The sequence below is a fragment of the Mycolicibacterium novocastrense genome (assembly GCF_001499835.1).
GTDB classification, from domain to species: domain Bacteria; phylum Actinomycetota; class Actinomycetes; order Mycobacteriales; family Mycobacteriaceae; genus Mycobacterium; species Mycobacterium novocastrense.
Genome location: NZ_LQIH01000012.1, coordinates 210,081 through 235,410 on the forward strand (window position 1 = coordinate 210,081; position 25,330 = coordinate 235,410).

Consider the following 25,330-nt stretch of genomic DNA (forward strand, 5'->3'; position numbering starts at 1 on the left):
GTCGTCGGTCCAGAGGCATCCGCCGACCCGTGGTCACCGTGGTCGGCTCCACCGGGCACACTGATTCAGTGGCAGTTTTGGTGGCCGGCGAGACTCGCGACGAGCAGGTGGGCGGAACCCGCGGATTCCTGCCTGCGGTGGAGGGCATGCGCGCCTGCGCCGCGGTCGGCGTCGTCGTCACCCACGTCGCGTTCCAGACCGGCCACACCGGCGGGGTCAGCGGACGGCTGTTCGGCAGGTTCGATCTCGCGGTGGCCCTGTTCTTCGCTCTCTCGGGTTTCCTGTTGTGGCGTGGGCACGCCTCGGCGGCGCGCGGGCTGCGGCCGATCCCGCCGACCGGCCACTACCTGCGCTCACGGATCGTGCGCATCATGCCCGGATACCTCGTCGCGGTCGTGGTGATCCTGTCGCTGCTGCCCGAGGCCAAAGCGGACCTGACCGTGTGGTTGGCCAATCTCACCCTGACCCAGATCTATGTGCCGCTGACGCTCACCGCGGGCCTGACCCAGATGTGGAGCCTGTCGGTCGAGGTCGCGTTCTACATGGCGCTGCCGCTGCTGGCGTTGCTGGTGCGACGCGTCCCGGTGCGGGCCCGCATTCCCGTCATCGCCGCCGCGGGACTGGCCAGCCTCGGGTGGGCGGTGCTGCCGATCGCCACATCGGCCGGCGTCAACCACCTGAACTGGCCGCCCGCCTTCTTCTCCTGGTTCGCCGCGGGCATGCTGCTCGCCGAGTTGACCGTCACACCCGTCGGATGGCCGCACCGACTGGCCCGGCGGCGGGTCCTGATGGCGGTCATCGCGGTCGCGGCCTTTTTGGTCGCCGCCTCGCCGGTCGCCGGCCCCGAGGGCCTCACGCCGGGCACCGTCAGCCAGTTCGTCGTCAAGATCGCGATGGGCGCCGTGGTCGCGGGTGCACTGCTCGCCCCGCTGGTTCTCGACCGCCCCGACACCCCGCATCGGCTGCTGGGCAGCACGACGATGGTGACGTTGGGACGATGGTCCTACGGACTGTTCATCTGGCACCTCGCCGCGCTGGCGATGGTGTTTCCGGTCATCGGCGAGTTCGCGTTCAACGGGCACATGCCGGTGGTGCTGGTTCTGACGGTCGTGTTCGGATTTGCGATCGCCGCGGTCAGCTACGCGCTGGTGGAGTCGCCGTGCCGAACGGCGTTGCGGCGCTGGGAGTATCGCCACACCCGGCCGGTGCCGCCATTGGACTCGTCGGTCAGCAGCGTGCCTGAGCCCGTCGCGAGATGACCTCGTCGCGCAGCGCCGAACGGCGCGCTTTGCCGGCGTCGTCGCGCAACGGCGCCTCGGTGAATTCGACCGTGCGCGGCACCTTGTGGCGCTCGAGCCGCTCGGACAGGAACGCGACGACGCCCGCCTCGTCGAGACCGTCGGCCTGCACGAGCGCATACGGCACCTGGCCGAGGTCGTCGTCGGGGACGCCGACCACCAGACACGAGAGCACCGCGGGATGCTCGGACAGCGCGGACTCGATCTCGGCGGGATAGACGTTTTTGCCGCCGACGGTGAACATGTCCACCCGGCGGTCGTTGAGGTAGAGGAAGCCGTCGTCATCGAAGTAGCCGAGATCGCCCAGCGAGTCCCAGCCGTCGCGGGACTTCGCCGTCGCGCCGACGTAGCGGTAGGTGGGGGCGCTGCCCGGCGACGGCCGCATGTAGATCTCGCCGACCACCCCGGGCGGGCACTCGTTGCCGTCGTCGTCGAGCACCTTCATCTCCCCGGTGACCACGACACCCACCGAGCCCGGGTGGGCCAACCACTGGCTACCCGAGATGAACGTCAATGCCTGTAATTCGGTGCCGCCGTAGAGTTCCCACAAGGTGTCCGGCTGCAGTATCTCGATCCAGGCTCGCTTGACCGCGGGTGGACACGGTGCGCCGACATGCCAGAACCGCCGGATCGACGACAGGTCGTAGGCATCGGGGTCGGCCCGGTACACGGGCAGCAGGCGCTGCATGATCGTGGGCACCGTCGTCAGCCACGTCACCCGGTGCTCGGTCACCAGGCGCAGGAACTCGTGCGGTTCGAATCGCGGCATCAACACCAGGTGATGGCCCTGCACGAGTCCGATCGCGAACGTGGTGAAGCCGGTGTTGTGGCTCGTCGGCACCGAGATCAGGTTGACGTCACCCTCCTGCGCCCCAAGCGGATAACCCACCAGCGGGGGGAAGCGGCTGTCGTTGCCGGCCTCGATCAGTTTGGGCCTGCCGGTGCTGCCGCCGGATGCCATCGCCTTGAACACCGGCGATACTTTTTCGGGCAGCGGTGCGTCCGACAATCCCCGATCCGGACTGAAACCCGCTGGCACACTTGCTATTCGGCCGGTGGGGTCGGCGCGGCCGACCACCAGGGCGCGGGGCCGCAGTTCGAGCAGCCCGCTCAGTTCGGCGTCGGGCAGTCGCGGTGAGAGCGGCTGCGGGACCGCACCCAGCTTCCAGATCGCCAGCACCGCCTGCACCCACTCGATGGAGTTCGGTAATACCACCGAGACGTAATCACCTTCTCCCACACCGAGTTCGGCGTAGGCGCGGGCCAGCCGATTGGTCGCCGCATCGAGCTCACCACGGGTGAGGGTGAGTCCGTCGCAGGTGACCGCGGGCGCGTCCGGTTCAGCCGCTGCCGGCCGCGACACCTGCGTGCTGATCGGCGGGGTCGGCTCCGGCATGTCAGTAACCGCCGCGCGTCTCGAAGATCCGGCGCGGGTTGTCGACGAGCATCGTCGTGAGCTGCTCGTCGGTGACCCCCCGCTGCTTGAGGGCCGGGATCACGTCGTTGTGGATGTGCAGGTAGTGCCAGTTGGGCATGGTCTGCTCGGCCAGCCCTTCCGGCAACCAGTCCATGTGGCAGGACGCGTCGTGCGACAGCACCATCTTGTCGGCGTGGCCGCGCTCGCACATCCGCGCCACCGTGTCCACCCGTTCCTCGAAGCCGAGGAACACGTCCACGCCGAACCGGTCCATCCCGATGTAGGACCCGGCGTCGATCAGCTGTTCCAGGTAGTCCAGATCGGTGCTGTCACCGGAATGTCCGATGACGACGCGCGAGAGGTTCACCCCCTCCTCGCTGAACACCCGCTGCTGATCCAGGCCTCGCTTGGTCGCGGCGTGGGTGTGCGTCGAGATCGGAACGCCGGTTTCCCGGTGCGCCTGGGCCACCGCGCGCAAAACCCGTTCGACGCCCGGTGTCAGGCCGGGCTCGTCGGTCGCGCATTTCAGGATCGCCGCCTTGACGCCGGTGCCGGCGATACCGGTGGTGATGTCGCGGACGAACATGTCGACCATCGGCTCGCCGAGCGGGGTTTCCGGCCCGCTGAAGTGGAAGAACATCGGGACGTCGTTGTAGGTGTAGACGCCGGTCGCCACGATGATGTTGATGCCGGTCTGCGCGGCGATACGCTCGATGCGCGGAACGTAGCGCCCCATGCCGATCACCGTGAGATCGACGATGCTGTCGACTCCGCGCGATTTGAGCTCGTTGAGGCGGACGACGGCGTCGGCCTCTCGTTGGGCCTCGTCGCCCCAGACCTCCGGATAGTTGGTGGTGATGTCGAGGGACTGGATGAAGACGTGTTCGTGCATGAGCGTGACACCCAGGTCTGCGGTGTCGATCGGTCCGCGGGCGGTGTTCAGTTCCGGCACGCGGCCGATGCTACGAGATAGCGGCCGATCAATCGGGTACTTGAAACTCGATTCATAGCGAAAGGCCAGAACCGTATGGCGGCATCATCCAGCGTCCGCGCCGCGCCGTCTGCGTGGGCGCCGCTGCGGTCGCCGATGTACCGGGCGTTGTGGATCGCGCAGCTCGTGTCGAACCTCGGGACCTGGATGCAGACGGTCGGCGCGCAGTGGATGCTGGTCGCCGATCCCGGCGCCGCGGTGCTGGTGCCCTTGGTGCAGACCGCGACGACGCTGCCGGTGATGCTGTTGGCGCTACCCTCCGGCGTGGTCGCCGATCTGATCGACCGGCGGCGCCTGCTGATCGCCACACAGTCGGCGATGGCGGCCGGTGTTTCGGTCCTGGCGATCTTGACCGGGGTCGGATTGACGACGCCGGCGGTGCTGCTGATCCTGCTGTTCCTGATCGGCTGCGGGCAGGCGTTGACGGCCCCGGCATGGCAGGCCATCCAGCCCGAACTCGTTCCGCGCGACCAGATTCCCGCTGCAGCAGCGCTGACCAGCCTGGCCATGAACACCGCGCGGGCGATCGGGCCCGCGATCGCGGGTGTGCTGGTGTCCCTGTCGGGGCCGACGATGGTGTTCGCGCTGAACGCAGTCTCGTTCGTCGGCATCGTGGTGGTGCTGTTCACCTGGCGCCGGCCGACGGAGGAACGGCTGCTGCCGACCGAACGGCCGTTGTCGGCGTTGACCGCGGGCGGGCGCTACATCCGCAGCTCACCGGTGGTGCGGCGCATCCTGCTGCGGGCGCTGCTGTTCATCGCTCCCGGCAGCGCGCTGTGGGGGTTGCTCGCGGTCATCGCCGATCGACAACTACACCTGTCGTCCGCGGGCTACGGCGTGCTGCTGGGTGCGCTCGGTGTCGGCGCGGTGTGCGGCGCGGCCGTGCTGTCCCGGCTGCAGATCCGGTTCGGGCGCAACGCACTGTTGACCGTGGGCGCGGTCGGTTTCGCGGTCGCCACCGCGGTGTTGGCCCTCGTCCCGGTGCTCACGGTGGTCATCGTCGCGATGATCGTCGGCGGACTGTCGTGGTTGCTCACCTTGTCGACGCTGAATGCGTCCATGCAGCTGAGCCTTCCGGCCTGGGTGCGGGCGCGCGGCCTGTCGGTCTACCAGCTGGTGTTCATGGGCGGGCAGGCCATCGGCTCGCTGGTCTGGGGTCTGGTGGCCGGCGCGACCAACAGCGTGACGGCGCTGCTGATCGCGGCCGGGCTGCTCGCCGCCTGTGCGGTGTCGCTGCTGTGGTGGCCGCTGCACCCGGGCACCGGCAACCTCGACGTCGAACCGTCGGGGCACTGGCCGGAGCCGGCGCTGGTGTTCGAACCCGCTCCGCCCGACGGCCCGGTCGTCGTGCTCAAGACCTACCGGGTCGCATCGGAGAACGAGGCGGCGTTCGTCGCGGCGATGGATCGGGTGAAGCGGTCACGCCAGCGCACCGGGGCCGTGCAGTGGCGGTTGTTCCGCAGCGGCGAATTCCCCAACACGTTCGTCGAGGCGTTCGTCGTGCGGTCGTGGTACGAGCATCTGCACCAGCACGTCGTCCGGCAGACGAACCAGGACCTGATCGCCGAGCGGGAGGTCGACAAGTACGTCATCGGCGAACCCAAGCTCGAGCATCTGATCGCGGTCAGCTGAGACGTTTCTCCGGCCGCACGGTCGATGCCGCGACCGCGGCCACCGAGATCAACGCCAGCAGCTGCACACCCCACGAATGCCCGACGTAGCCGTCGACCGAGCGCCACGGGTTTTGGCTCAGCACCGCACCGGCCGGGATCAACCCGCCGGCCGCGGCACCGACGGTGACTGCCTCGCAGAGCTTTTCGCGATTACGCAGCAGCCAACGGACACCGACCGCCAGCCCGACCACCGCGACGCCCGCGACTCCCGAGATCGCCGCACCGACAGCCAGCGTCGCGGCGCCGACGGCGACGGGGTGCGGTTGCCACACCGGTACCGGATCGGCCGGTGCCGGGCGCCTGCGCATCGGCAGAAAAGCGAGGATCGCGAGCACCGGCAGCAGGGCCAACCCGACGATCAGGCCGACACGGTAGGGCATGTTCGTCGGGAAGCTCAGCGTGACCGGGCCCGCAGTGCCAGGCGGCAGCACCCAGCCCTGCTGCCATCCGTTCACGGTGATCGGCGTCAGCCGTGACCCGGCGCTGTCGTGGGCGACCCAGCCGGGGTTGACGCTTTCGGGTACAACGAGCACCCGGGACGCCAACGACGGTGCGACCGTCACCTCGCGACGGTCTGCGCTCCACTGTCCGATCTGCACGGGAACGGTTGGCGCCGGGCGTATTTCACCGGCCCGCGGCCCGGCGAGTTGAGCTCCGTCGACAATGAATGCGGCGCCGGGGCTGATCACCAACTCCTGTTGGCCCTCGGGCAGCAGGATCGGCTCGGCCCGGCATGGACGTGCGGCCACGGGCTCGCCGTCGAGCAGTGCGCCGACGGTGGTGGTGAGCGAGGTCTGCACGAACTCGCCGGCAACACCGATGACCGGTCCCTTCCCGCAGGGCATCTCGATGGTGCGGTTCCGGTTGACCGCGGCGTCGGCGGCCGCGATCGGTTCGCCGCGGGTGTCGAGAGCCGTCACCTCGGCCAGTCCGGGCGGTTTGAGTTGGTCGAAGCCGAGCGCCGTGCGGTCGATGATGTCGTCCCAGTCGAGAATCGAGACCGTCACCGTGTCGGTGACCCTGGGTTTGAGATCCAGCGTCTGCGCACCCGCATCGCCGGCCACGGGCCGAATCTGCGGACCGTCACCGAGGTCGACGGCCAGCAGCGTCGGGCGTGCCGGCAGCTCAGACGAACTCGGCGTCACCCGCAGCCCGGCGACCTCGCTCCGCCTCGGCAGTTTCAGTGTCAGGGTCGGCGGTGTCCCCTGCTGCACGACCCGCTGCGGGGCGGTCCACGCGGTGTCCGGGTCACCATCTGCGGCGGCGTAGGCCGAGCCGAGCACGTCGATCGGATCGGCCTCGCCCACTGCGCGAGTGGTGCCGGGCGCGCTGATCAGGTCGGCCAGCTGCGGGCCCTGGCGGGCACGCACCCACACGGTCGGCGTCACCGCGATCGGTGCCGGAACCGTCAGTGTCCGGCTGAGGTTCACCGGCTCCTCGGCCGAGAGCGCCATCAACGCCGCGCACCGGTAGCCCGTCGGGCTCTGCGCGCAACCGGATCGTCCCAGCAACTCCGAGCCCAGGTCCCATTGCGCCACAACCGAATCCGGCGGAGGACCGGGAACGGCCACGGTGTGGCGCAGGCTGACGGGGTGGGCGAAGCCGTTCGCGTCGTACTGGGTGACCGCGAGGTCGGTGATCCCGAACTGCACGCCGGGGGAGCCGTCGTCGGTGGCCACCGCGGTGAGCCGCACCCACGGTGACTCACCGTAGGGCAGTGCGGCGGTGAGCGGCTTGCCTGCCTCGTCGAACCGAAGGGTGCTGGTGCCGTTGACCGTCGAGATCTCGATGCGGCGGATCTGTGCGCCGACCGCGGTGGCGCTGGGCGTGACCGTGATGGTCGCGTTGGTGACGGGGTGATCGAAGTCCACCTGCATCCACTGGCCGATCGCCGACTGCAGCGAGTTGGACACCCAACTGGTCGACGGGTCGGCGTCGACCGCCGCGGCCGGGCCGGCCGCGGGCGCGACGTTGGGAAGCGCGGTGGAATCGGCCGCCGAACTCGACACCGACACCCGGCCGCCATTCCACTGCCCGTAGACGAGATCGGTTCCGGGAGAGGGATAGTCGATGACCCGGTTGTGGGTGTGCCGTGGATCGTCGGGGGTGCGGATCGCCGACGAGTGGTCGTCGACGCGGCCGTAATCGGTTTCGCGCGCGAGTGGGGTGTCGGTGACGGTGACCAGCGGTGCCGGCACGCCCGCGCGTTCGGCGTCGGCGGTCAGGAGCATGGGGCCCAGCGGCGGGTGTTCGAGGAGTCGGCGCCGCTCGTCGAGCCGCAGCAGCGCCTCGGGTGCGCCGTCGACGCGCGCCATGCGGTCAGTGTCGACGAGGTACGGCGTCACCGGGGTTTCGGCGTGTACCCGGTAGATCTCGACGGCGGGGTAGCGCGGCCGCAGACCGCTGTCGGAGACGAACCCGGCCAGGGTGCCCGCGCCGACCGGATCGCCGAACTCGGCGACCTTCTCCAGGCCCGGCGAGCCGTCGATCGCGCGGTGCACCAGCAGCGGTCGCGCCGACCGCGACGACTCCGGATCCAGGTCGTTGCGCACCACCACATACGAAATGCCCTGGCGAGCAAGGGTGTCCGCGAGACCCGCAGATGGGCGGCCGGCGGCGAACAGCCGCTGCACGGAGTCCAGCGCGCGGATGGTCTGCGGCGGGGTCAGCGGGATCGAATCGCGTACACCCCAGGCGCTTTCGCCGAGTACCTGCAGCGGTTCGTCGTGGCTGTTGCCCCACACCTGGGTGGCGAACGGAGCGCCGGGCGCCACCAGGACGCGGCCGCCGGTGTTGTGCTCGTCGAGCCAGTCGGCGGTGTCGTGCCAGTACTGCGGGATCGCGTCGAAAGCGCCTGGCGGAGTGAGCCGCCCGGTCCATGCCAGCGACGTGCCCGCTGCCAGTGCGACCAGCACCACCATCCCCACCGCGACGCGTTTGTCCCGCTCGGGGTGCGCCCACGCGCTCGTCCACTGCGCCCGCGGCGCGCTACCCGGCAGCGGAATGCGGCCGAGCAGATGCGCCAACCCCAACGCCAGGGGCAGCCGCAACAGGGGTTCGAGCTTGTGCAGGTTGCGCAGCGGCGTCCCCGACGCGTCGAGAAACGCCTGAACCTGCAGCGCGATCGGCGAGCCCAGCCCGCCGGAGTAGCCGACGGCGAGCAGCGTGACACCGGTCAGCAGGATGACGATCAGGCGACCGCGGGCGGGCATCGACTTCAAGGCCAGCCCCGCCAGGCCTGCGGCGGCGACCAGGGTGGTGGCCAGCACCGCGACCGAACCGGTCACCAGGGACGCTCCGGCGGTCGCGTTGGGCGCGACGAACGGTGTCCAGGCGTCGGTGCCGCGCAGCATCTCGGTCAGCGACATCCACCGCGTGGTGACGCCGGAGGACTCGATGAAGTCGAGAAACGGTGGGCTGACCCGGCCCAGCATCACCAGCGCGACCGCCCACCACAGCACCGCCAGCGTGATGCCGAGCGCCCACCACGCCGTGAACCGCCACCACAGCTTGGTGGGCCGATGGCACGCCAGCCAGATGGCCGCGCACAGGCAGCCGGTGAGCGTGGCCACCGCGTTGACCGCACCCATCAACGCGATCGCCACCGCGGAGCGCATCGCCAGCACCCGGACGCGGGGATCCCCCTTCAACACGAGTATCACCGGCAGCAGCACCCACGGGGCCAGCATCATCGGGAGCGTCTCCGACGAGATCGCACCGAGGGTGGTCAGCGCGCGCGGCGACAGTGCGTAGGCGACCGCGGCGATCACCCGTGACGTCGGGCTGCCGATGCCGAGCGCCTCGGCCACCCGCAGTACACCCCAGAAGCCGACCACCAGCAGCAGCGCCCACCACAGCCGCTGGGTGACCCAGCCGGGCAGTCCGACGATGTCGCCGATCAGGAAGAAGGTGCCGTGCGGGAACAGATACCCGTAGGCCTGGTTCTGGGCCTGCCCGAAGGGCAGTTCGCTGTTCCACAGGTTGAACGCGCGCGAGAGGAACCGCAGCGGATTGGCGGTCAGGTCGAGCTTGGTGTCGGGCGAGATCTGTCCGGGTGACTGGGCGAACGTCAGGACCAGCGCCGCCGCAGCGGCCACCCACAACCAGCGCCGGGAGAGCGGGGCCGTCTCGGAGGCGGCCCGGGAGTCAGCTGCGGTCGCCGTACTCGACCCTGTTGAGCACCGAAGACGCCGGATCGCCCGCTTGCAGAGGAGGCTTGTTGTCCTGCTGCACCATCAGCGTCACACCGAACACGGCTGCCGCACCCAACAGCAGACCGACCACGATGCTGGCGGCGGCGGGCACGAGGAACCGATCCATGCGGCAAAAGTAGCATGCGGTCCATGTGCGCAGCTGAAGGCATGTTCTCGCCGCACACGCCGACCACGAGATAGAACTGAGCCACTACAGCCGTTAGTGTCGAGGCCCATGGCCTTGCCCCGCGCATTGTGTGCCCTCGCCGCCGCTCCCGTATTGCTGATGGCGTGCTCGCCTGCCGCGCAGGAAGCCGCACCCTCACCGACGTCCGCGCCCATCACCAAGGCGGCGACCGCCGTGCCCGCGGCTCCCGCGCCGGGTGCCCCCGCCGCGCCTGCGTGTGGCGCCGGCGAGTCGCTGCTGTCGGCCATGTCGACCCGCGACAAGCTCGCCCAGCTGTTGATGGTCGGGGTCTCGAACGCGGGTGACGCGCGCGCGGTCGTGGACACCCACCACGTCGGCGGCATCTTCGTCGGCAGCTGGACCGACCTGTCGATGCTGTCCGACGGCTCACTGGCAGGCATCGCTGCATCGGCGGCCCCGCTACCACTCGCGGTCAGCGTCGACGAGGAGGGCGGCCAGGTGTCGCGGTTGGCCGGGCTGATCGGTAGCCAACCGTCGCCCGCCTCGCTGGCGGCCAGCAGCACGCCCGACGAGGTGTACAACATCGCGCTGAAGCGGGGCCAGGCCATGCGCGGGCTCGGCATCACGATCGACTTCGCGCCGGTCGTCGACGTCGACGGGGGCGGCGCGATCGGTGACCGGTCGTTCGGCTCCGATCCGGCCGTCGTCACCGATTTCGCCGGCGCGTATGCCCGTGGCCTGCGCGACGGCGGTGTGATGCCGGTGCTCAAACACTTCCCCGGCCATGGGCGCGCCTCGGGCGACTCGCACACGGGCGGTGTCACGACGCCACCGCTCAGCGATCTGCAGACCACCGATCTGGTGCCGTACCGGACACTGACCAGTCAGGCGCCGGTCGGAGTGATGGTCGGGCACCTACAGGTGCCCGGGCTGACCGGCAGCGATCCGGCGAGCCTGAGCCCGGCGGCCTACGCGCTGCTGCGGTCGGGCAATTACGGCGGCCAGCCGTTCAACGGCCCGGTGTTCACCGATGACCTGTCCGGTATGCGGGCCATCACCGACCGGTTCGGGGTCGCCGAGGCGGCGCTGCGGAGCCTGCAAGCGGGCGCCGACGTCGCGCTGTGGCTGAGTACCGGTGAGGTGCCCGCCGTGCTCGACCGGCTGGAGAAGGCGTTGGATGCCGGCGAGCTGTCGATGTCCAGCGTCGACGCCTCGGTGCTGCGGATCGCTGGGATGAAGGGCCCCAACCCGCGCTGCTGATTCCCGCCCACGCCCGCTGCTGACGCCCTGGTGGCGCGCATTGCTTACCCTGGTGGGATGGCCGGAGGTACCAAGCGGTTGCCGCGCGCGGTGCGCGAACAGCAGATGCTGGACGCCGCCGTGCAGATCTTCTCGGTCAACGGCTATCACGAGACGTCGATGGATGCGATCGCCGCCGAGGCGCAGATCTCCAAGCCGATGCTGTACCTGTACTACGGCTCGAAAGAAGAGTTGTTCGCTGCGTGCCTGGACCGTGAGCTGGCGCGGTTCGTCGACGAGGTCCGCAGCCAGATCGACTTCAAGCAGAGCCCGAAAGACCTGTTGCGCACCGCGGTTCTGGCCTTCCTGAACTACATCGACGCGAACCGGGCCTCGTGGATGGTGCTCTACAGCCAGGCCACCAGCTCGCAGGCGTTCGCGCACACCGTGCGTGAGGGCCGCGAACGCATCATCGACCTGGTGGGCAGGCTGCTGCGCTCGGGCACCCGAAACCCCGAGCCCGACACCGACTTCGACATGATGGCCGTCGCCCTGGTCGGCGCCGGTGAGGCGGTGGCATCGCGGGTCAGCACCGGCGATGCCGGCGTCGATGAGGCCGCCGAGCTGATGATCAACCTGTTCTGGCGCGGCTTGAAGGGCACCCCGTCCGACCACCCCGTCGAGACTGCGGTCAAGTCACCGAACTAGACCGAAGCCAGCGGTATGTCGACCGTCGTGTACGCGGCTGTTGAGTTTTACTTCCCTACTGACCGTCGCTCGTGTACCGGATCGGCGGTCCAAGACCCGTGTAACACGCCGGGCCGATGACCTGTCCGCATAAGACGGCTCCTGCAAAGCTGTCGACGGGGGGGAACGGCGCCGCTGCCGCGGCGCTCGACGGGTCTGCGAAATTTGGGATGTGCTCAAAATCGAAGTCCTGGAAGTATGCATCCACGGTGAACGGCAAAGACAGCGCCGGCGGTGTAAGTACGGTGACACTCCAAGAGCCGTCGGGTGCCACAGGTGCACCTGCGGCCCAGAACTGACTTTGAGCGTCCTTTCGCGGACCTACCAGCACATAAACGAATTTGGCGCCAACGCGCGCGTGTCCCGCCGAAATTAAAAGACCTCGAGCGTCATCGAGTGTTGAAACCTTGTACGACGGATCAGCGGCGGCCGAAGGTTCTTGAATCGACGGTGACTTGCTTGCTGATTCCTGTCCTGAAGGTCCCCACGCCGGGGAAACGCCAGCTGGCTCTGGTGGCGGCACCGACACGGTGCTCGCGGGTGACAGAGGTGGTACTACAGCAGGAGGCGTAGAGGGCGATGTGACGCCAACAGTTGTGCTGCTACTTCCGGTGATCGTCGTGGACAGCGGGGTCGTTGTCGTAGACGGCGGTGGGGAGTTGTCGTCTCGCGAATACATGAGGAAAGCTCCACCGATGAGCGCCGCTATGAGGGTCGCTCCGGCAGTAATACACGCAGCAATTATCGACCCCGGGTACTCCGACTTCTTGTTATCTCCAGGCTCCGGGGCGCGCGGCGCTTCCTTACGCGGGCGCGCGCCAGGATTCTGCTCGGTCGAAGCCTCGGGTAGTGGTTCTTCCCCCGCAAGTTGCTCCGTCGATGAAACCTGCGACGCTGAGGACTCGTCTTTTGGCGTATCCGTCGAGGCCCCATCCTCCTGTGTGGCTTCCCCCTCTATAGCCATCGCATGAGTATATGAACGCGATCGTCAAAATCTACGGAATGTTTCGCCAATTTAGTGTAGCCCCGACGACCAGCGGTTTGTTACTCCTGTGACGTCGGGCGTGCTCTGCTGGCTCTGGCTGCGAGGCATACCTCGTGGCCTTTTGTGCCTCATCCGGATGATCCGGTGGGGGCTTTTCTCATATCTGGACGAATGCGATGACCGACACCTACACCTTCAAGCCATTGCGTCGTTGCGAAGGCCTCATGTCTGACGAGACGTGCGGCGACGCTGCTGCTTTCGAGGTCTGCGAAAACGGCGATACGCTCGACTACATGTGTGACGTCCACTTCGAGCTGTGGTTGGAGTACGCCCGTCCGATGCTGGGCAACCCCGCACGCGCAATGTAGCGCCGCACAAGGCAAGGCCCGGCCCCATGCTTGTCCATCTGCGTGGTGTGGGGCGGGTCCTTTTCTTTGTTCGAACTGCCAACGTATTTCGCATTCCACCACGTCACACCGCATCATGACTGGCGGGGAGTTCTGCCGTCTTATGATGAATCGGCACCGGATAAGGGGAGTCGAAATAGCTTGGCCTGCAGCGGATGACCCGAATTACCAGGCATATAAAGACGCATACAACGCGAGACGACGCAAACGCCGAAGCGATCCCGAATACATGACTCGATCACGTGAACGCTGGGCTGCGCAGAAGGAGCGGCGCGAGGCCGAGGAATGGGAGAGACGACATGGCAAGGAGGGCTGAGCCGCGAGTCATCGACTTCGGCCAATTTGGAAACTGGGGACATCGCGTGTTCGTCAACTCCCTACCCCGCCCGTGCGAAGTAGCAGGCCCCACGAAGTTCACCATCGACACAGATGGACAAGTCCGTTACCACACAAGGCCTGTGCCTGAGCATTGCATGAAACGCGCACGTCGAATCTTGTGGGAGTGCAAGCAAGATCCCGACTTTCGGTATCGGCCCAGCATGTTCTTTCGCCATCCTTCCTGAAGAACGTGCCCTATCCGGTGCTCAAGCAACTGGTCAAGGAAAGTGAGGGCGCTGACGCCCGCGAATAAGCCGGCGAACTTCCTTAGTCGTCGTCATCTTCGTCGGGCTGATAGCGATACCACTTGCTTTCGTCCGGTTCCCAGTACGATTGCTCGACATTCGGATCGGCATGATGGCGATAACGTCCGACCGGGAAGCGATATCCCTTCGTCGGATGGGTAGGAGGTTGGCCCCATCGACCGTCCCACCATGGAATCCAATGAAAGTCCCAGATGTCATCGTCGGCGGGCTGAAGTTCCTTGAACCGCGCACCAAGGTTGAAGATGATGTGCAGCATCTTGCGCGCCTGATCGACATCGCGGAGTGCCGTAACCAGATCCTCTTCGCGAATCTCTTCCTTGTACCGATGCTGCAGCCAGATTCCGTCCTCGTACTTCTCGAACCCTCTACTGCGGACGATGGTCATGACTCGATGCGGCTGCTGGCCCTCGATTGAGGGAACGTCGATCATGTGCGCGAGCTTGTCGCGGACGGCTTTGGCCTCTTTGTAAATCACCGAGAAGACTTGCGGGAAAGCGACACCCCAGACCCGGCGAACGACTTTCTTGTATTCCTTGAGGATGTAATCGTCGGCGTACTTGCCCTTGTCCGCGTACTCCTGCGCAGCCTCGCCCTCGAGCGCCAATAGCGTGTAGTCCTTCATCAAGGACTGGAGCTCGGTCCATCGCGCGAACAATTTGAGCACCATACGTTCCATACGAAGCATCCTCACACTCAAAACGCTGGGCGGCACACGCGTCGCTGAGGCGGCGCTGTCGTATGTCCGTGCTTCACTCGACTCATGTTTAAGAAAGTGATGCAGCGTTGGCTACACCTCTTGGTGTCGGTCACGGTCGTCACGTCTCTCGGGTTTCTGGTGTACGGCTTGCTTGAACATTGGGGTGCCGCGCAATGGGGCAGTTACGGACAATCCGTAGGTAGTGCGGTCACGTTCGCCGCCGTGGTCGTTGCGTTGCGCGAGGCCTTTAGAGCGGACCGAGCCAGATTGGTCGACCATGAGTTATCGCGGCGACGCGAGGCGATAAGCGCGCTATCTGAACTGTGGGCAGGTATAGACCGAATGAGTGCGCCCCTACTGATGTACTCAGGGTTTCTTGAATTTCTCCCTCACACGTTCGACCCCGAGGTTCCGTTGAGTGACCATGAACTGGAAGGCGGGATGATCACCGATGAAAAATCAGGTCGAGCAATCCAGTTGAGATCCATTGACTTCATGAACCAGTGGGGTTCTGAAATCGGCACTACCCTTGTTCAGAGCACTGACACTCATGAAAGGCACCTCCCTCGATCAGCCTCTTCACGAATTGAACAAGCAGATCAGTGCCATCAACAGCGCCATGGCGGAAGCGTCTGGCGTCGCTGTAGGTGGGCGCCGACCCTCGGTCGAGGCCGCGCAACAGGCTTGGCTGAAAGTCGTTGGACAACGCAGCCATTTTGTGAATCTCGCACGCGAACGGCTTGCGCTTGACCCAAGCGAGATTGAACAGCACCTGCGCCACCAGAAAACCCCACACCCGAAGGTGCAGGGGCTGACCGGGGTCAATCCTCGACGACGGCCGGCTTCGCCTTCTTGTCCTTCCTGGCGGCCTCACGATCAGCCGCCCACTTCGTGAACTTCGCCTTGAGCGGTGCGACGTCCTTGGCGGTGAACGCGTAGCGCGACCCCGGCCCGACGCCTTGCTCGGTGGCGCGCAGGAACACGCGCAGCGTCTTCGGGTCGGTGCCCAACTTCTCGGCGACGGCCTTGGTAGTGAGCGTGTTGTCGGTGGGTGCGGTCATGGGATCCTCTTTGATTAGATGGACTAACGATTAATCGTAAGAGGGTTGGTGCGCGAATCTAACTCCTACCAGCGGTAAGACTCTCGTCGTCCCGCGAGAGCATCTTGATGACATCGCGGAGCGGGCCGAACAGCTGGTCGGCGTCGAGGTTCATCGTCAGGTCCCCGTCGAGCCTGAAGTCGTCAAACACCGTACGGCTGCCCTCAGTGTGCGATGTCCACACGACGCGAAAGCCCATCTGTCGCAGCCGTACGTTGCGCGCCTCGGTGTCCGGTGCTTCCCACCAGTCGGAGAACAGTTCGCCCGTCGGCTCAAAACGCCATCCAGCGGGTTCGTTTGGCATGGCGGCTAATTCGGCTTGTCGCTCACTCAGTGCCGCGATGCGCTGATCGAGTTTGGCGCGCTGCGGAGTGCCGCGCTTGAACACGCGTGTGCCGAGTTGTTCGGTGAGGTCGGCAAGTGCTTCGTTCACCTCGTCGAGTTCGGTCGTGTGGTCATTGCGGCGAACCACACTCTTTGCCTGCGCTCCATCGGTCCGAGGTTCGCGAGGATTCGACGCTCAAGTTCTTCCTCGGCCCATTCGAGCGAGATCGTACGATTCGCGCATGGCTCGGTGTATTGCGCACTTGCACAACGGTAGCGAGGCTTTCGGCCAGCACCACCTTTCCGGTGGTAACCGGGACGACCACACACGCCGCAGTAGATGATGCGCAGTAGAAGGCCACTGCTTCGCTTCGTCGGTTCCTTGCGGTTCTCGCGTCCCGACAGTTCGACACCGACGCGGTCGAACATATCGCGCGACAGGATCGGTTCCGCACGAGCGATAGGCGAACCGTCATCACCGGCGACGAGCACGTCGTCACCGAACACTTTGCGGCCCTTGGCATCGCGCTGAGGTCGTCCCTGCGCGTCCAACAATTGCTCGCGTGTGACAACGCGATCGAGCAACGTTGGCGACGTCAGCGCTCGCTTCAGAGGGCCGGAATGCCACTCGTACCCCAACACTTCGCGACCACGCACTTGAGCAAAGCGATCTTTCGGTGTGAGTACGCCTCGTTTGGTGAGGTCGTGCGCGATCGCACGCAGCGGCTCGCCCTTCAACACGTGCTCCACTACGTCGTGAATCACGGCTACTTGTTCGGCGTCCTGGACGAGTCGCCACTCGCCGTTGTCGTCGCGCTCGGGTAGGTAGCCCCAGGGAGGAATACCGCCGCTGTACTTGCCACGCGAGTAGTTGTGTCGGAACGCCGACGCGTTGCGCTCGCTGATTGGTTCCAGTTCCATTTCCGCGACCCTGGCGACGAGCAGCGCGATGATGTCGCCGAAGTCGGTCGACAGGTCGAAGTGCGATTGCGTCGCAGAGACGACGGTCACGCCGTGCTGACGTGACCATCTGATGAGGTCCGCAAGGTCGAACAACCGGCGCACGATTCGGTCCACGCGAAAGAAGACGATGACGTCGTATTGGCTCGGATTGGATGGCCACTTGCCCAACTGCGGGCGGTCGAACGGCGTCGTCTTTCCAGCGGAAATGTCGAGGTCCTGCGCTATGCCGACGACTTCATATCCTCGTTGGCGGCACAACTCCTCGCACGCGGCGATCTGACGCTCGGGACTGGTCGTCGCATCGGTGACGCGTGATAGGCGGACAACAATCAGCGCTCTCACACAGGAATGCTACGCAAACAGGGGTGTAAAGTTCATTCATCGAATAGTCGATCGTGCACATACCACTATTTGGTCACAGCTTTGAAAAAGGCAGCGAACGTCTTCCGTTCCTAACGCCGTGATCGGTGCGCACGCGACTACAGCGAGCGGACCGTCCCGAACAGGTGCGGCTCGCGCTTCTTCATGTCGCGCAACGTCAGATCCCAGCCGTCGGACACCCGGTCGACGTACAGGCCCGCGCTCGCGGGCAGCACCACGGGCTTGGCGAACTTCACCGAATACTTGACCGCATCCGGCAGCTGACCCTCGATGTTCGCCAGAACCGCTGCCGCGCTGAACATTCCGTGCGCGATGACGGTCGGGAAACCGAACAGCTTGGCCGCGATGGAGTTGGTGTGGATCGGGTTGTGGTCGCCGCCCACCGACGCGTAATGCCGGATCTGTCCTGGCGTGATGCGCAGCATCGCGTTCGGCGGACCGAGTTTCGGCGGCTTCTGCGGCGGCGGCTTCGGCTCGTCGGACAGGCTCGTGCGCTGCTGGTGCAGGAACGTCGTGATCTGGTGCCACGCCTGCTCGTTGCCGACGTTGACGTCGGTCACGATGTCGACCAGCAGGCCGCGCCGATGCTCGCGCAGGTTCTCCGCGTGCACCTTCACCGAGACGGAGTCGGTCACCGCGATCGGGCGGTACTGGGTGATGTGGTTCTCGATATGCACCGAACCCATTGCCGCAAAGGGAAAGTCAAAGCCGGTGACCAACGACATCAGTGTCGGAAACGTCAGCGCGAACGGATACGTCAGCGGCACCGTGTCCCCGAACTGCAGTCCGGTGACCGCCGCGTAGGCCGCCACGTTCTCGGGATCGATCTTCAGGTCCTCGACGGTCAGCGTGCGGTCGGGCAGCGTCTCGCCGCGCGGCACGAACGGGAGGGCACCCGCCGCCGCGCGTGCCAGGTTCATCAAGCCGGACGGTTGCGACACGTCACGCCCCCAACCACGCCTGGCCGCACACCCGCACCGTGTTACCTGTGACGGCGTTGGACGCCGGACTCGCGAAGTAGGCGATGGTCTCGGCGACGTCGACCGGTTGGCCGCCCTGGTACAGCGAATTGAGCCGTCGGCCCACCTCGCGGGTGGCCAGCGGAATCGCCTCGGTCATTTTCGTTTCGATGAATCCTGGCGCGACCGCGTTGACGGTGACGCCCTTGTCGGCGTAGGCCTCCGACAGGCTGTCGGTCAGCCCGATCATGCCCGCCTTGGTCGCGGCGTAGTTGGTCTGCCCGCGGTTGCCCGCGATGCCGGCCATCGAGGACAGGCCGACGATCCGACCGCCCTCGCCCAGCACTCCGTTGTTCACCAGACCTTCGGCAAGGGCAAGCGGCGCAACCAGATTCACCGCGACGACCGAATCCCAACGCCCCTCGTCCATGTTGGCGAGCAGCTTGTCGCGGGTGATGCCGGCGTTGTTGACCAGGATGTCGACGCGACCGTCATAGTGGTCTCGCACATGCTCGGTGATGCGGTCGACGGCGTCGGCGGCGGTCACGTCGAGGGCCAGCGCGGTCCCGCCGACCTTCGTGGCGGTCACGCCGAGCGCTTCCTGCGCCCCCTCGACGTCGATGCAGATCACCTTCGCCCCGTCGCGGGAGAACACCTCGGCGATCGTCGCGCCGATACCGCGGGCGGCCCCGGTGACGATCGCGACCTTGCCCTCCAGCGGGCGGTCCCAGTCGGCGGGCGGCGCCGCGTCGTCGGGGCCGATCCGGAACACCTGACCGTCGACGTAGGCCGACTTGCCCGACAGCAGGAACCGCATCGTCGACTCCAGACCCGTCGCGGCGGGCTTCGCGTCAGGCGACACATAAACCAGGTTCACCGTCGCGCCGCGGCGCATCTCCTTGCCCAGCGAGCGGGTGAAGCCCTCGAGCGCGCGCTGCGCGATGCGCTCGTGTTCGCTGCCGGCCTGCTCGGGGGTGGTGCCGATGACGACGACGCGACCGGAGGGCCCGAGGTTGCGCAGCAGCGGGGTGAAGAACTCGTAGAGGCCCTTCAGCCCGGTCGGTTCGGTGATGCCAGTGGCGTCGTAAACCAGCCCGCCAAAGGAGTCGGCCCAGCGCCCGCCGAGGTTGTCGGAGACGACGTCGTAATCCTCGGCCAGTGCGGTGCGCAGCGGTTCGACGAGTCGGCCCTCACCGCCGATCAGCAGCGTGCCCGCCAGCGGCGGATCACCGGGCTTGTAGCGGCGCAGCGTCTCGGGCTGGGGGATGCCGAGTTGCTTGGCGAGGAACGATCCGGGCGCCGAGTGGACGATTTGCGAGTACAGATCGGATGCCATGAGGACGAACTTACTCCAGAGTAAGAAGGGTGGGTACTATGGGTGCATGCCTAGTGATACCCGCCGACGCGTCGCCATCATCGGTGGCAACCGAATTCCTTTCGCCCGCTCCGATGGCGCCTACGCCAGCGCGTCGAACCAGGACATGTTCACCGCCGCGCTGGGCGGCCTGGTCGAGCGTTTCAACCTCGAGGGGGAGACGCTCGGCGCGGTGATCGGCGGCGCCGTGCTCAAGCACAGCCGCGACTTCAACCTGATCCGCGAATGCGTGCTCGGCAGCGCGCTGTCGTCGTACACGCCGGCGTTCGACATCCAGCAGGCATGCGGCACCGGCCTGCAGGCGACCATCAGCGCCGCCGACGGCATCGCCGCGGGCCGCTACGAGGTCGCGGCGGCCGGCGGCGTCGATACCGCGTCGGATGCGCCGATCGCGCTCGGCGACGATCTTCGCCGCACGCTGCTGGGGCTGCGTCGCGCGAAGTCGAACGTCGACCGGCTCAAGCTCGTCGGCAAGCTGCCCGCATCCCTGGGCATCCAGATCCCGGTCAACAGCGAGCCCCGCACCGGCATGTCGATGGGTGAGCACGCCGCCGTCACCGCCAAGGAGATGGGCATCAAGCGCGTCGACCAGGACGAGCTGGCCGCCGCGAGCCACCGCAACATGACCGCCGCCTACGACCGCGGCTTCTTCGACGATCTCGTCACGCCGTTCCTGGGCGTGTACCGCGACAACAACCTGCGCGCCGATTCGTCCGCGGAGAAACTCGCCAAGCTCAAGCCGGTGTTCGGGGTCCGCAACGGCGACGCGACGATGACCGCGGGTAACTCCACGCCACTGACCGACGGCGCCTCGGTGTCCCTGCTGGCGACCGAGGAGTGGGCCACGGCGCATGGCATCGAACCGCTCGCCTACTTCGTCGACGCGGAGACCGCCGCAGTGGACTACGTCAACGGCAAGGACGGGTTGCTGATGGCGCCGACGTATGCGGTGCCGCGGTTGCTGGCCCGGAACGGCCTGAGCCTGCAGGACTTCGATTTCTACGAAATCCACGAGGCGTTCGCGTCGGTGGTGCTCGCGCACCTGCAGGCATGGGAGTCCGAGGAGTACTGCAAGGAACGCCTCGGCCTGGATGCCGCGCTCGGGTCGATCGACCGGTCGAAGCTCAACGTCAACGGGTCGTCGTTGGCCGCGGGCCATCCGTTCGCCGCGACCGGCGGGCGGATCGTGGCGCAGCTGGCCAAGCAGTTGGCCGAGAAGAAGAAGGAGACCGGTCAACCGGTGCGTGGGCTGATCTCTATCTGCGCGGCCGGCGGACAGGGCGTCGCGGCCATTCTGGAGGCCTGACCAGCCCGGCGGGTGAGGAAAAAAGAATACTGACGGCAGCGTGTAACGCCCCCCGGAACCGCGCCGATACACCGGATAGCTCCGTGCTGCCGTCTGACCCCCCGACCCGACGGCAGTACGGGGCTCTTAACGTTGTGGCGCCCATGCTTCGATGGTGCGATGCAGATCAGCGTCGCACTCACCGGACTCATCACCGATGCCGACGGCCGGTCGCCGGTCGACGTCGTCATAACGAAGCTGACGTCGTTGCGCGACGAAGGATTCCGCAGGGTCTGGATGGCGCAGCTGCCCTACGACCCCGACCTGCTGACAGTCCTGGCCGTTGCATTCCGCGAGATCGACACCATTGAGGTGGCATCGGGCGTCATCCCCATCCAAATTCAGCACCCCACCCAACTGGCGCAGCGTGCGCTCACGCTGAACGCCATCGCCGGCGGCCGCTTCACCCTCGGCATCGGGCTGAGCCATCGCATGGTGACCGAAGGGGTGTGGGGCATCTCGTACGACAAGCCGGTGCGGCAGATGCGCGAATACCTCGACGCGCTGCTGCCCCTGCTGGCCGGTGAGCCCGCCGACGCCTCCGGCGAGTTCTGGACGACGCGCGGCTCGCTGAAGGTGCCGGGCGCCCCGCGGCCCGACGTCTACCTCGCGGCGCTCGGCCCGCAGATGCTGCGCCTCGCCGGACGCCGCAGCGCCGGAACGATGACGTGGATGACGGGTCCCAAGACCCTGGCCGACCACATCATCCCGACCCTGCGCACGGCCGCCGTGGAAGCCGGCCGCGACGAGGGCTCGGTTCGGGTCGTGGCGTCGTTGCCGATCAGCGTCACCGATGACATCGATGGCGCGCGAGCCGAAGCCGCCGACCAGTTCGCCATCTACGGACAGTTGCCGTCGTACCGCGCCATGCTCGACCGGGAGGGCTTCGCAGAGCCCGCGGACGCCGCGATCATCGGCGACGAGGAAACGGTGTCACAGCGGCTCCACGAACTGGCCGCCGCCGGCGTCGACGAGTTCGTCGCCAGCGTCTTCGACTCCGACCCCGAGGCGCGTGCACGCACCCGGGCGCTGCTGCGAGCCACGGGCGAGTGAGCAGAAAATTCGCCCTGGTGTGATCTAGAACACCGGCGTACGATCGGTCGCACGACGGGTTCGGGAGGGCAACTAGGTGCGTCACATCAGTCTCGCGCGGTCGGCTTTCAACCCTTGCCGACTCTTCGGAAAAGCCACTCCCGAACCCGCCCTTTTATGTCTTGCCTCCATGCAAAACGCCCCCGGGAAGAGTCCGGGGGCGTTTTGTCTCAGCGATGCGGCTGATGGCTCTTAGAAGGCCGCCTCGTCGAGTTCCATCACCTCGTTGTCGAGGTTCTCGATGATCTGACGCGTGCTGGTCAGCATCGGCAGGAAGTTCTTGGCGAAGAACGACGCCACCGCGACCTTGCCCTCGTAGAAGGCGCGGTCGTCACCGCTGACACCCGCGTCGAGCTTGTCGACGGCCACCGCGGCGTGCTGCTGCAGGAGCCAGCCGATGACCAGGTCGCCGACGCTCATCAGGAAGCGCACCGAGCCCAGGCCGACCTTGTACAGCTCGGTCGAGTTCTCCTGCGCCGCGATCAGATAGCCGGTGAGCGAGGCCGCCATCGCCTGGACGTCCTCCAGCGCGGTCGCCAGCAGCGCACGCTCGGCCTTGAGCCGGCCGTTGCCCGACTCGTTCTTGACGAACTGCTCGATCTGACCGGCCACGTGAGCCAGCGCCACACCCTTGTCGCGGACGATCTTGCGGAAGAAGAAGTCCTGCGCCTGGATGGCCGTCGTGCCCTCGTAGAGCGAGTCGATCTTGGCGTCGCGGATGTACTGCTCGATCGGGTAGTCCTGCAGGAAGCCAGAACCACCGAGGGTCTGCAGGCTCTCGGTCAGCTTGGCGTAGGCCTGCTCGGAGCCGACACCCTTGACGATCGGCAGCAACAGGTCGTTGACCCGCGCGGCGAGCTCGGCGTCCACCTCGTGCACGGCCTTGGCCACCGGGGCGTCCTGGTAGGTCGCCGTGTAGAGGTACAGCGCGCGCAGACCCTCGGCGTAGGCCTTCTGGGTCATCAGCGAACGACGCACGTCGGGGTGGTGCGTGATCGTCACGCGCGGAGCCGTCTTGTCGGTCATCTGCGTCATGTCGGCGCCCTGCACACGCTCCTTGGCGTACTCGAGCGCGTTGAGGTAGCCGGTCGACAGCGTGGCGATCGCCTTGGTGCCCACCATCATTCGGGCCTGCTCGATGACATCGAACATCTGCGCGATGCCGTCGTGCACCTCGCCGACCAGCCAGCCCACGGCGGGGGTGCCGTGCTGACCCAGGGACAGCTCACAGGTGGCCGAGACCTTCAGGCCCATCTTGTGCTCGACGTTGGTGACGAAGACACCGTTGCGCTCGCCGGGCTCACCGGTCTCCGGGTCGAAGTGGAACTTCGGCACGAAGAACAGCGACAGACCCTTGGTGCCCGGGCCGGCGCCCTCGGGGCGGGCCAGCACCAGGTGCATGATGTTCTCGAACAGGTCGTCGGAGTCGCCCGAGGTGATGAAGCGCTTGACGCCGTCGATGTGCCAGGTGCCGTCGGGCTGCTGCACGGCCTTGGTGCGGCCGGCGCCGACATCGGAGCCCGCATCGGGCTCGGTCAGCACCATCGTGGCGCCCCAACCGCGCTCGGCGGCCAGCACGGCCCACTTCTTCTGCTCGTCGGTGCCGTTGTTGTAGAAGATCTCGCACATGCCCGCGCCCATGGCGTACATGTAGGCCGCGGGGTTGGCGCCGAGAATGTGCTCGATCAGCGCCCACTGCAGCGCGCGGGGCATCGGCATGCCGCCGAGTTCCTCGGAGAGGCCGACCTTGTCCCAGCCACCCTCGAGCAGCGCGCGCATCGACTTCTTGAACGAGTCGGGCAGCGTCACCGAGTGGGTGTTGGGGTCGAACGTCGGCGGGTTGCGGTCCGCGTCGGCGAACGACTCGGCGATCGGACCCTCAGCCAACCGGGCGATCTCGCCGAGCATCTCGCGGGCGGTGTCCACGTCCAGTTCGGCGTAGTCACCCTCGCCAAGCGCCTTGTCAACGCCGAAGACCTCGAACAGGTTGAATACCTGGTCACGAACGTTGCTCTTATAGTGGCTCACAGTTCCTCCTCGGTGAGACGGCCACTGTTGGTTGGGTACTTGTTGCTTAAGTTACCCACCAGTAACTGTCCGAACTATACCCATCAGTAACTTCAACTCAAACCACCTCGAAACAATTTCCGGGGCCTAACTAACCGCCCGGTTGGTCGGGGAACCGAAATCCGCAGTTGACAGCTGTCTGAGCAGGCGCTGAGGCCCATTGTGAGAATCGTCACGCCGGCCCGGATAGGGTGTTGCGATGCTTCGCATCGCGGTCTGGGGGACGGGCAACATGGGGTCGGCGGCCATCCGTTCGGCGGTGGCTTTCCCGGGGTTGACACTCGCCGGCGTCATCACGTCATCGCCGGACAAAGCGGGTAGCGACGCCGCTGCGTTTGCCGCCCTCGACGGGTCGACCGGCGTCACCGCCACCACCGACGTCGACGCGGCGCTCGCCGACTGCGATGCCGTCGCCTATATGGCCTCCGGAGACATCCGACCGGACGACGCCGTCGCCGACATCGAGCGCTGTCTACGCGCGGGCAGGCATGTGGTGACGCCGTCGCTGTACTCGCTCTACGACCCGCGCTCGGCGCCACCCGAGTGGGTCGACCGGCTCACCCGCGCCGCCGAAGAGGGCAACTGCACCCTGCTCGTCAGCGGCGTCGACCCGGGTTGGGGCAACGACGCGCTGGCGGTGATCGCCGCCGGCCTGTGCACCAGGATCAACAGCATCCACTGCCAGGAGATCTTCGACTACTCCACTTACAACCAGCCGCATTCTGTGCGGGTGCTGTGTGGTTTTGGGGGGTCCATGGGCGAGACCCCGATGATGTTGCTTCCGTCGATCCCGACCATGGTGTGGGGCGGCAACATCCGCTTGGTCGGCCGCACCCTCGGAATGGAGATCGACGAGATCGCCGAGGAGGTCGAACGACGCCCGCTGGAGGAACCCGTCGAGACGGTGATGGGCCGGTTCGAGAAGGGCACCCAGGGCGCGTTCTGGTTGAAGGTGATCGGAAAGTCGGCCGGACGTGAACGCATCGTCATCGACCACATCACCCGCATCCACTCGTCGTGCGCGCCGGACTGGCCGTATCCCGATGAGGGCGTCGGCGACCACCGCGTGATCATCGACGGCGATCCGCAGCTGACCATCACCACGCGCGCCGACGTGCCCGGGGGTACCCGCGCCGACGGCGGCAACACCACCGCGGCCAATCGGTTGCTCGGCGCCCTTGCCTGGCTCGTCGAGCAGAAACCCGGTATCTACGACGGGCTCGACGCACCGTTGCAGACGACGCTGCCGCCCGAGGTCCAGGCCCAGCGCTGGGCTCAATAGCCC

At 66.5% G+C, this 25,330-nt stretch carries 20 protein-coding genes; 8 read left to right on the forward strand and 12 right to left on the reverse strand.

Annotation, left to right across the window (positions count from 1 at the left end):
• The first annotated feature begins 146 nt into the window (after nucleotides 1–146).
• Nucleotides 147–1,259: an acyltransferase family protein gene (locus AU072_RS11335; RefSeq protein ID WP_064414030.1), complete on the forward strand. Its 1,113-nt coding sequence runs from the start codon at nucleotides 147–149 to the stop codon at nucleotides 1,257–1,259.
• Here the strand turns inward: AU072_RS11335 and AU072_RS11340 are convergent.
• Entirely contained in the window at nucleotides 1,228–2,694 is a 1,467-nt protein-coding gene (locus AU072_RS11340) for an AMP-binding protein (protein WP_064413869.1), read from the reverse strand. The genes AU072_RS11335 and AU072_RS11340 overlap by 32 nt on opposite strands.
• Before the next feature lies 1 nt (nucleotide 2,695).
• Nucleotides 2,696–3,667 (reverse strand): phosphotriesterase family protein, encoded by a 972-nt coding sequence (locus AU072_RS11345; protein WP_064413870.1) that lies wholly within the window; start codon nucleotides 3,665–3,667, stop codon nucleotides 2,696–2,698.
• 75 nt (nucleotides 3,668–3,742) lie between these two features.
• Here AU072_RS11345 and AU072_RS11350 point away from each other — a divergent pair, with 75 nt between their 5' ends.
• A complete protein-coding gene (locus AU072_RS11350) occupies nucleotides 3,743–5,338 on the forward strand; it encodes an MFS transporter (protein ID WP_064413871.1) in 1,596 nt (531 codons plus the stop codon).
• On the opposite strand, the gene AU072_RS11355 is transcribed toward AU072_RS11350, so the two are convergent.
• Together AU072_RS11355 and AU072_RS27585 are read right to left on the reverse strand one after the other, a co-directional pair.
• A complete protein-coding gene (locus AU072_RS11355) occupies nucleotides 5,331–9,476 on the reverse strand; it encodes an alpha-(1->3)-arabinofuranosyltransferase (RefSeq protein WP_064413872.1) in 4,146 nt (1,381 codons plus the stop codon). The two genes, AU072_RS11350 and AU072_RS11355, sit on opposite strands and share 8 nt — an antisense overlap.
• A gap of 49 nt (nucleotides 9,477–9,525) precedes the next feature.
• On the reverse strand, nucleotides 9,526–9,699 hold the full coding sequence (locus tag AU072_RS27585; RefSeq protein WP_066810839.1) for a DUF2613 domain-containing protein: 174 nt from the start codon (nucleotides 9,697–9,699) through the stop codon (nucleotides 9,526–9,528).
• A 108-nt stretch (nucleotides 9,700–9,807) separates the two neighbouring features.
• On the opposite strand from AU072_RS27585, the gene AU072_RS11360 reads away from it, so the two are divergent.
• The 3 genes from AU072_RS11360 (at nucleotide 9,808) to AU072_RS11370 (ending at nucleotide 13,059) form a co-directional block, all read left to right on the forward strand.
• The gene (locus AU072_RS11360; protein WP_165595644.1) at nucleotides 9,808–10,980 is read left to right on the forward strand and encodes a glycoside hydrolase family 3 N-terminal domain-containing protein; all 1,173 of its coding nucleotides are present in this window, start codon (nucleotides 9,808–9,810) and stop codon (nucleotides 10,978–10,980) included.
• A gap of 57 nt (nucleotides 10,981–11,037) precedes the next feature.
• A complete protein-coding gene (locus tag AU072_RS11365; protein ID WP_064413874.1) occupies nucleotides 11,038–11,667 on the forward strand; it encodes a TetR/AcrR family transcriptional regulator in 630 nt (209 codons plus the stop codon).
• Between the two features lie 1,200 nt (nucleotides 11,668–12,867).
• Entirely contained in the window at nucleotides 12,868–13,059 is a 192-nt protein-coding gene (locus AU072_RS11370; protein WP_064413875.1) for a hypothetical protein, read from the forward strand.
• 684 nt (nucleotides 13,060–13,743) lie between these two features.
• Here the strand turns inward: AU072_RS11370 and AU072_RS11375 are convergent.
• From AU072_RS11375 to AU072_RS11400, 7 genes are all read right to left on the reverse strand, one after another.
• Nucleotides 13,744–14,418, reverse strand: a complete 675-nt coding sequence (locus tag AU072_RS11375) for a hypothetical protein (RefSeq protein ID WP_064413876.1) — start codon at nucleotides 14,416–14,418, stop codon at nucleotides 13,744–13,746.
• Between the two features lie 544 nt (nucleotides 14,419–14,962).
• Nucleotides 14,963–15,220: a hypothetical protein gene (locus tag AU072_RS11380; protein ID WP_133147281.1), complete on the reverse strand. Its 258-nt coding sequence runs from the start codon at nucleotides 15,218–15,220 to the stop codon at nucleotides 14,963–14,965.
• Between the two features lie 40 nt (nucleotides 15,221–15,260).
• Nucleotides 15,261–15,500 carry a hypothetical protein gene (locus AU072_RS11385; RefSeq protein WP_064413878.1) on the reverse strand — a complete coding sequence of 80 codons (240 nt, stop codon included), beginning with the start codon at nucleotides 15,498–15,500 and terminating at the stop codon, nucleotides 15,261–15,263.
• Between the two features lie 58 nt (nucleotides 15,501–15,558).
• Nucleotides 15,559–15,972, reverse strand: coding sequence for a hypothetical protein (locus AU072_RS28570; RefSeq protein WP_235629825.1), 414 nt, complete (start codon nucleotides 15,970–15,972; stop codon nucleotides 15,559–15,561).
• Nucleotides 15,969–17,168: a recombinase family protein gene (locus AU072_RS11390; protein ID WP_235629824.1), complete on the reverse strand. Its 1,200-nt coding sequence runs from the start codon at nucleotides 17,166–17,168 to the stop codon at nucleotides 15,969–15,971. Before AU072_RS11390 ends, AU072_RS28570 begins: the two co-directional genes overlap by 4 nt.
• Before the next feature lie 137 nt (nucleotides 17,169–17,305).
• Nucleotides 17,306–18,127: a MaoC/PaaZ C-terminal domain-containing protein gene (locus tag AU072_RS11395; RefSeq protein WP_064414031.1), complete on the reverse strand. Its 822-nt coding sequence runs from the start codon at nucleotides 18,125–18,127 to the stop codon at nucleotides 17,306–17,308.
• A 22-nt stretch (nucleotides 18,128–18,149) separates the two neighbouring features.
• Nucleotides 18,150–19,502, reverse strand: a complete 1,353-nt coding sequence (locus AU072_RS11400) for a 3-oxoacyl-ACP reductase (RefSeq protein ID WP_064413879.1) — start codon at nucleotides 19,500–19,502, stop codon at nucleotides 18,150–18,152.
• Between the two features lie 46 nt (nucleotides 19,503–19,548).
• Between AU072_RS11400 and AU072_RS11405 the strand changes: the two genes are divergently transcribed.
• The gene (locus AU072_RS11405; protein ID WP_064413880.1) at nucleotides 19,549–20,847 is read left to right on the forward strand and encodes an acetyl-CoA C-acetyltransferase; all 1,299 of its coding nucleotides are present in this window, start codon (nucleotides 19,549–19,551) and stop codon (nucleotides 20,845–20,847) included.
• A gap of 159 nt (nucleotides 20,848–21,006) precedes the next feature.
• On the forward strand, nucleotides 21,007–21,939 hold the full coding sequence (locus AU072_RS11410) for a TIGR03564 family F420-dependent LLM class oxidoreductase (protein WP_064413881.1): 933 nt from the start codon (nucleotides 21,007–21,009) through the stop codon (nucleotides 21,937–21,939).
• Nucleotides 21,940–22,170: 231 nt separating this feature from the next.
• Here the strand turns inward: AU072_RS11410 and AU072_RS11415 are convergent, their stop codons facing one another.
• Nucleotides 22,171–24,006: an acyl-CoA dehydrogenase gene (locus AU072_RS11415; protein WP_064413882.1), complete on the reverse strand. Its 1,836-nt coding sequence runs from the start codon at nucleotides 24,004–24,006 to the stop codon at nucleotides 22,171–22,173.
• Between the two features lie 238 nt (nucleotides 24,007–24,244).
• On the opposite strand from AU072_RS11415, the gene AU072_RS11420 reads away from it, so the two are divergent.
• Entirely contained in the window at nucleotides 24,245–25,327 is a 1,083-nt protein-coding gene (locus tag AU072_RS11420; protein ID WP_064413883.1) for an NAD(P)H-dependent amine dehydrogenase family protein, read from the forward strand.
• Nucleotides 25,328–25,330 lie beyond the last annotated feature (3 nt).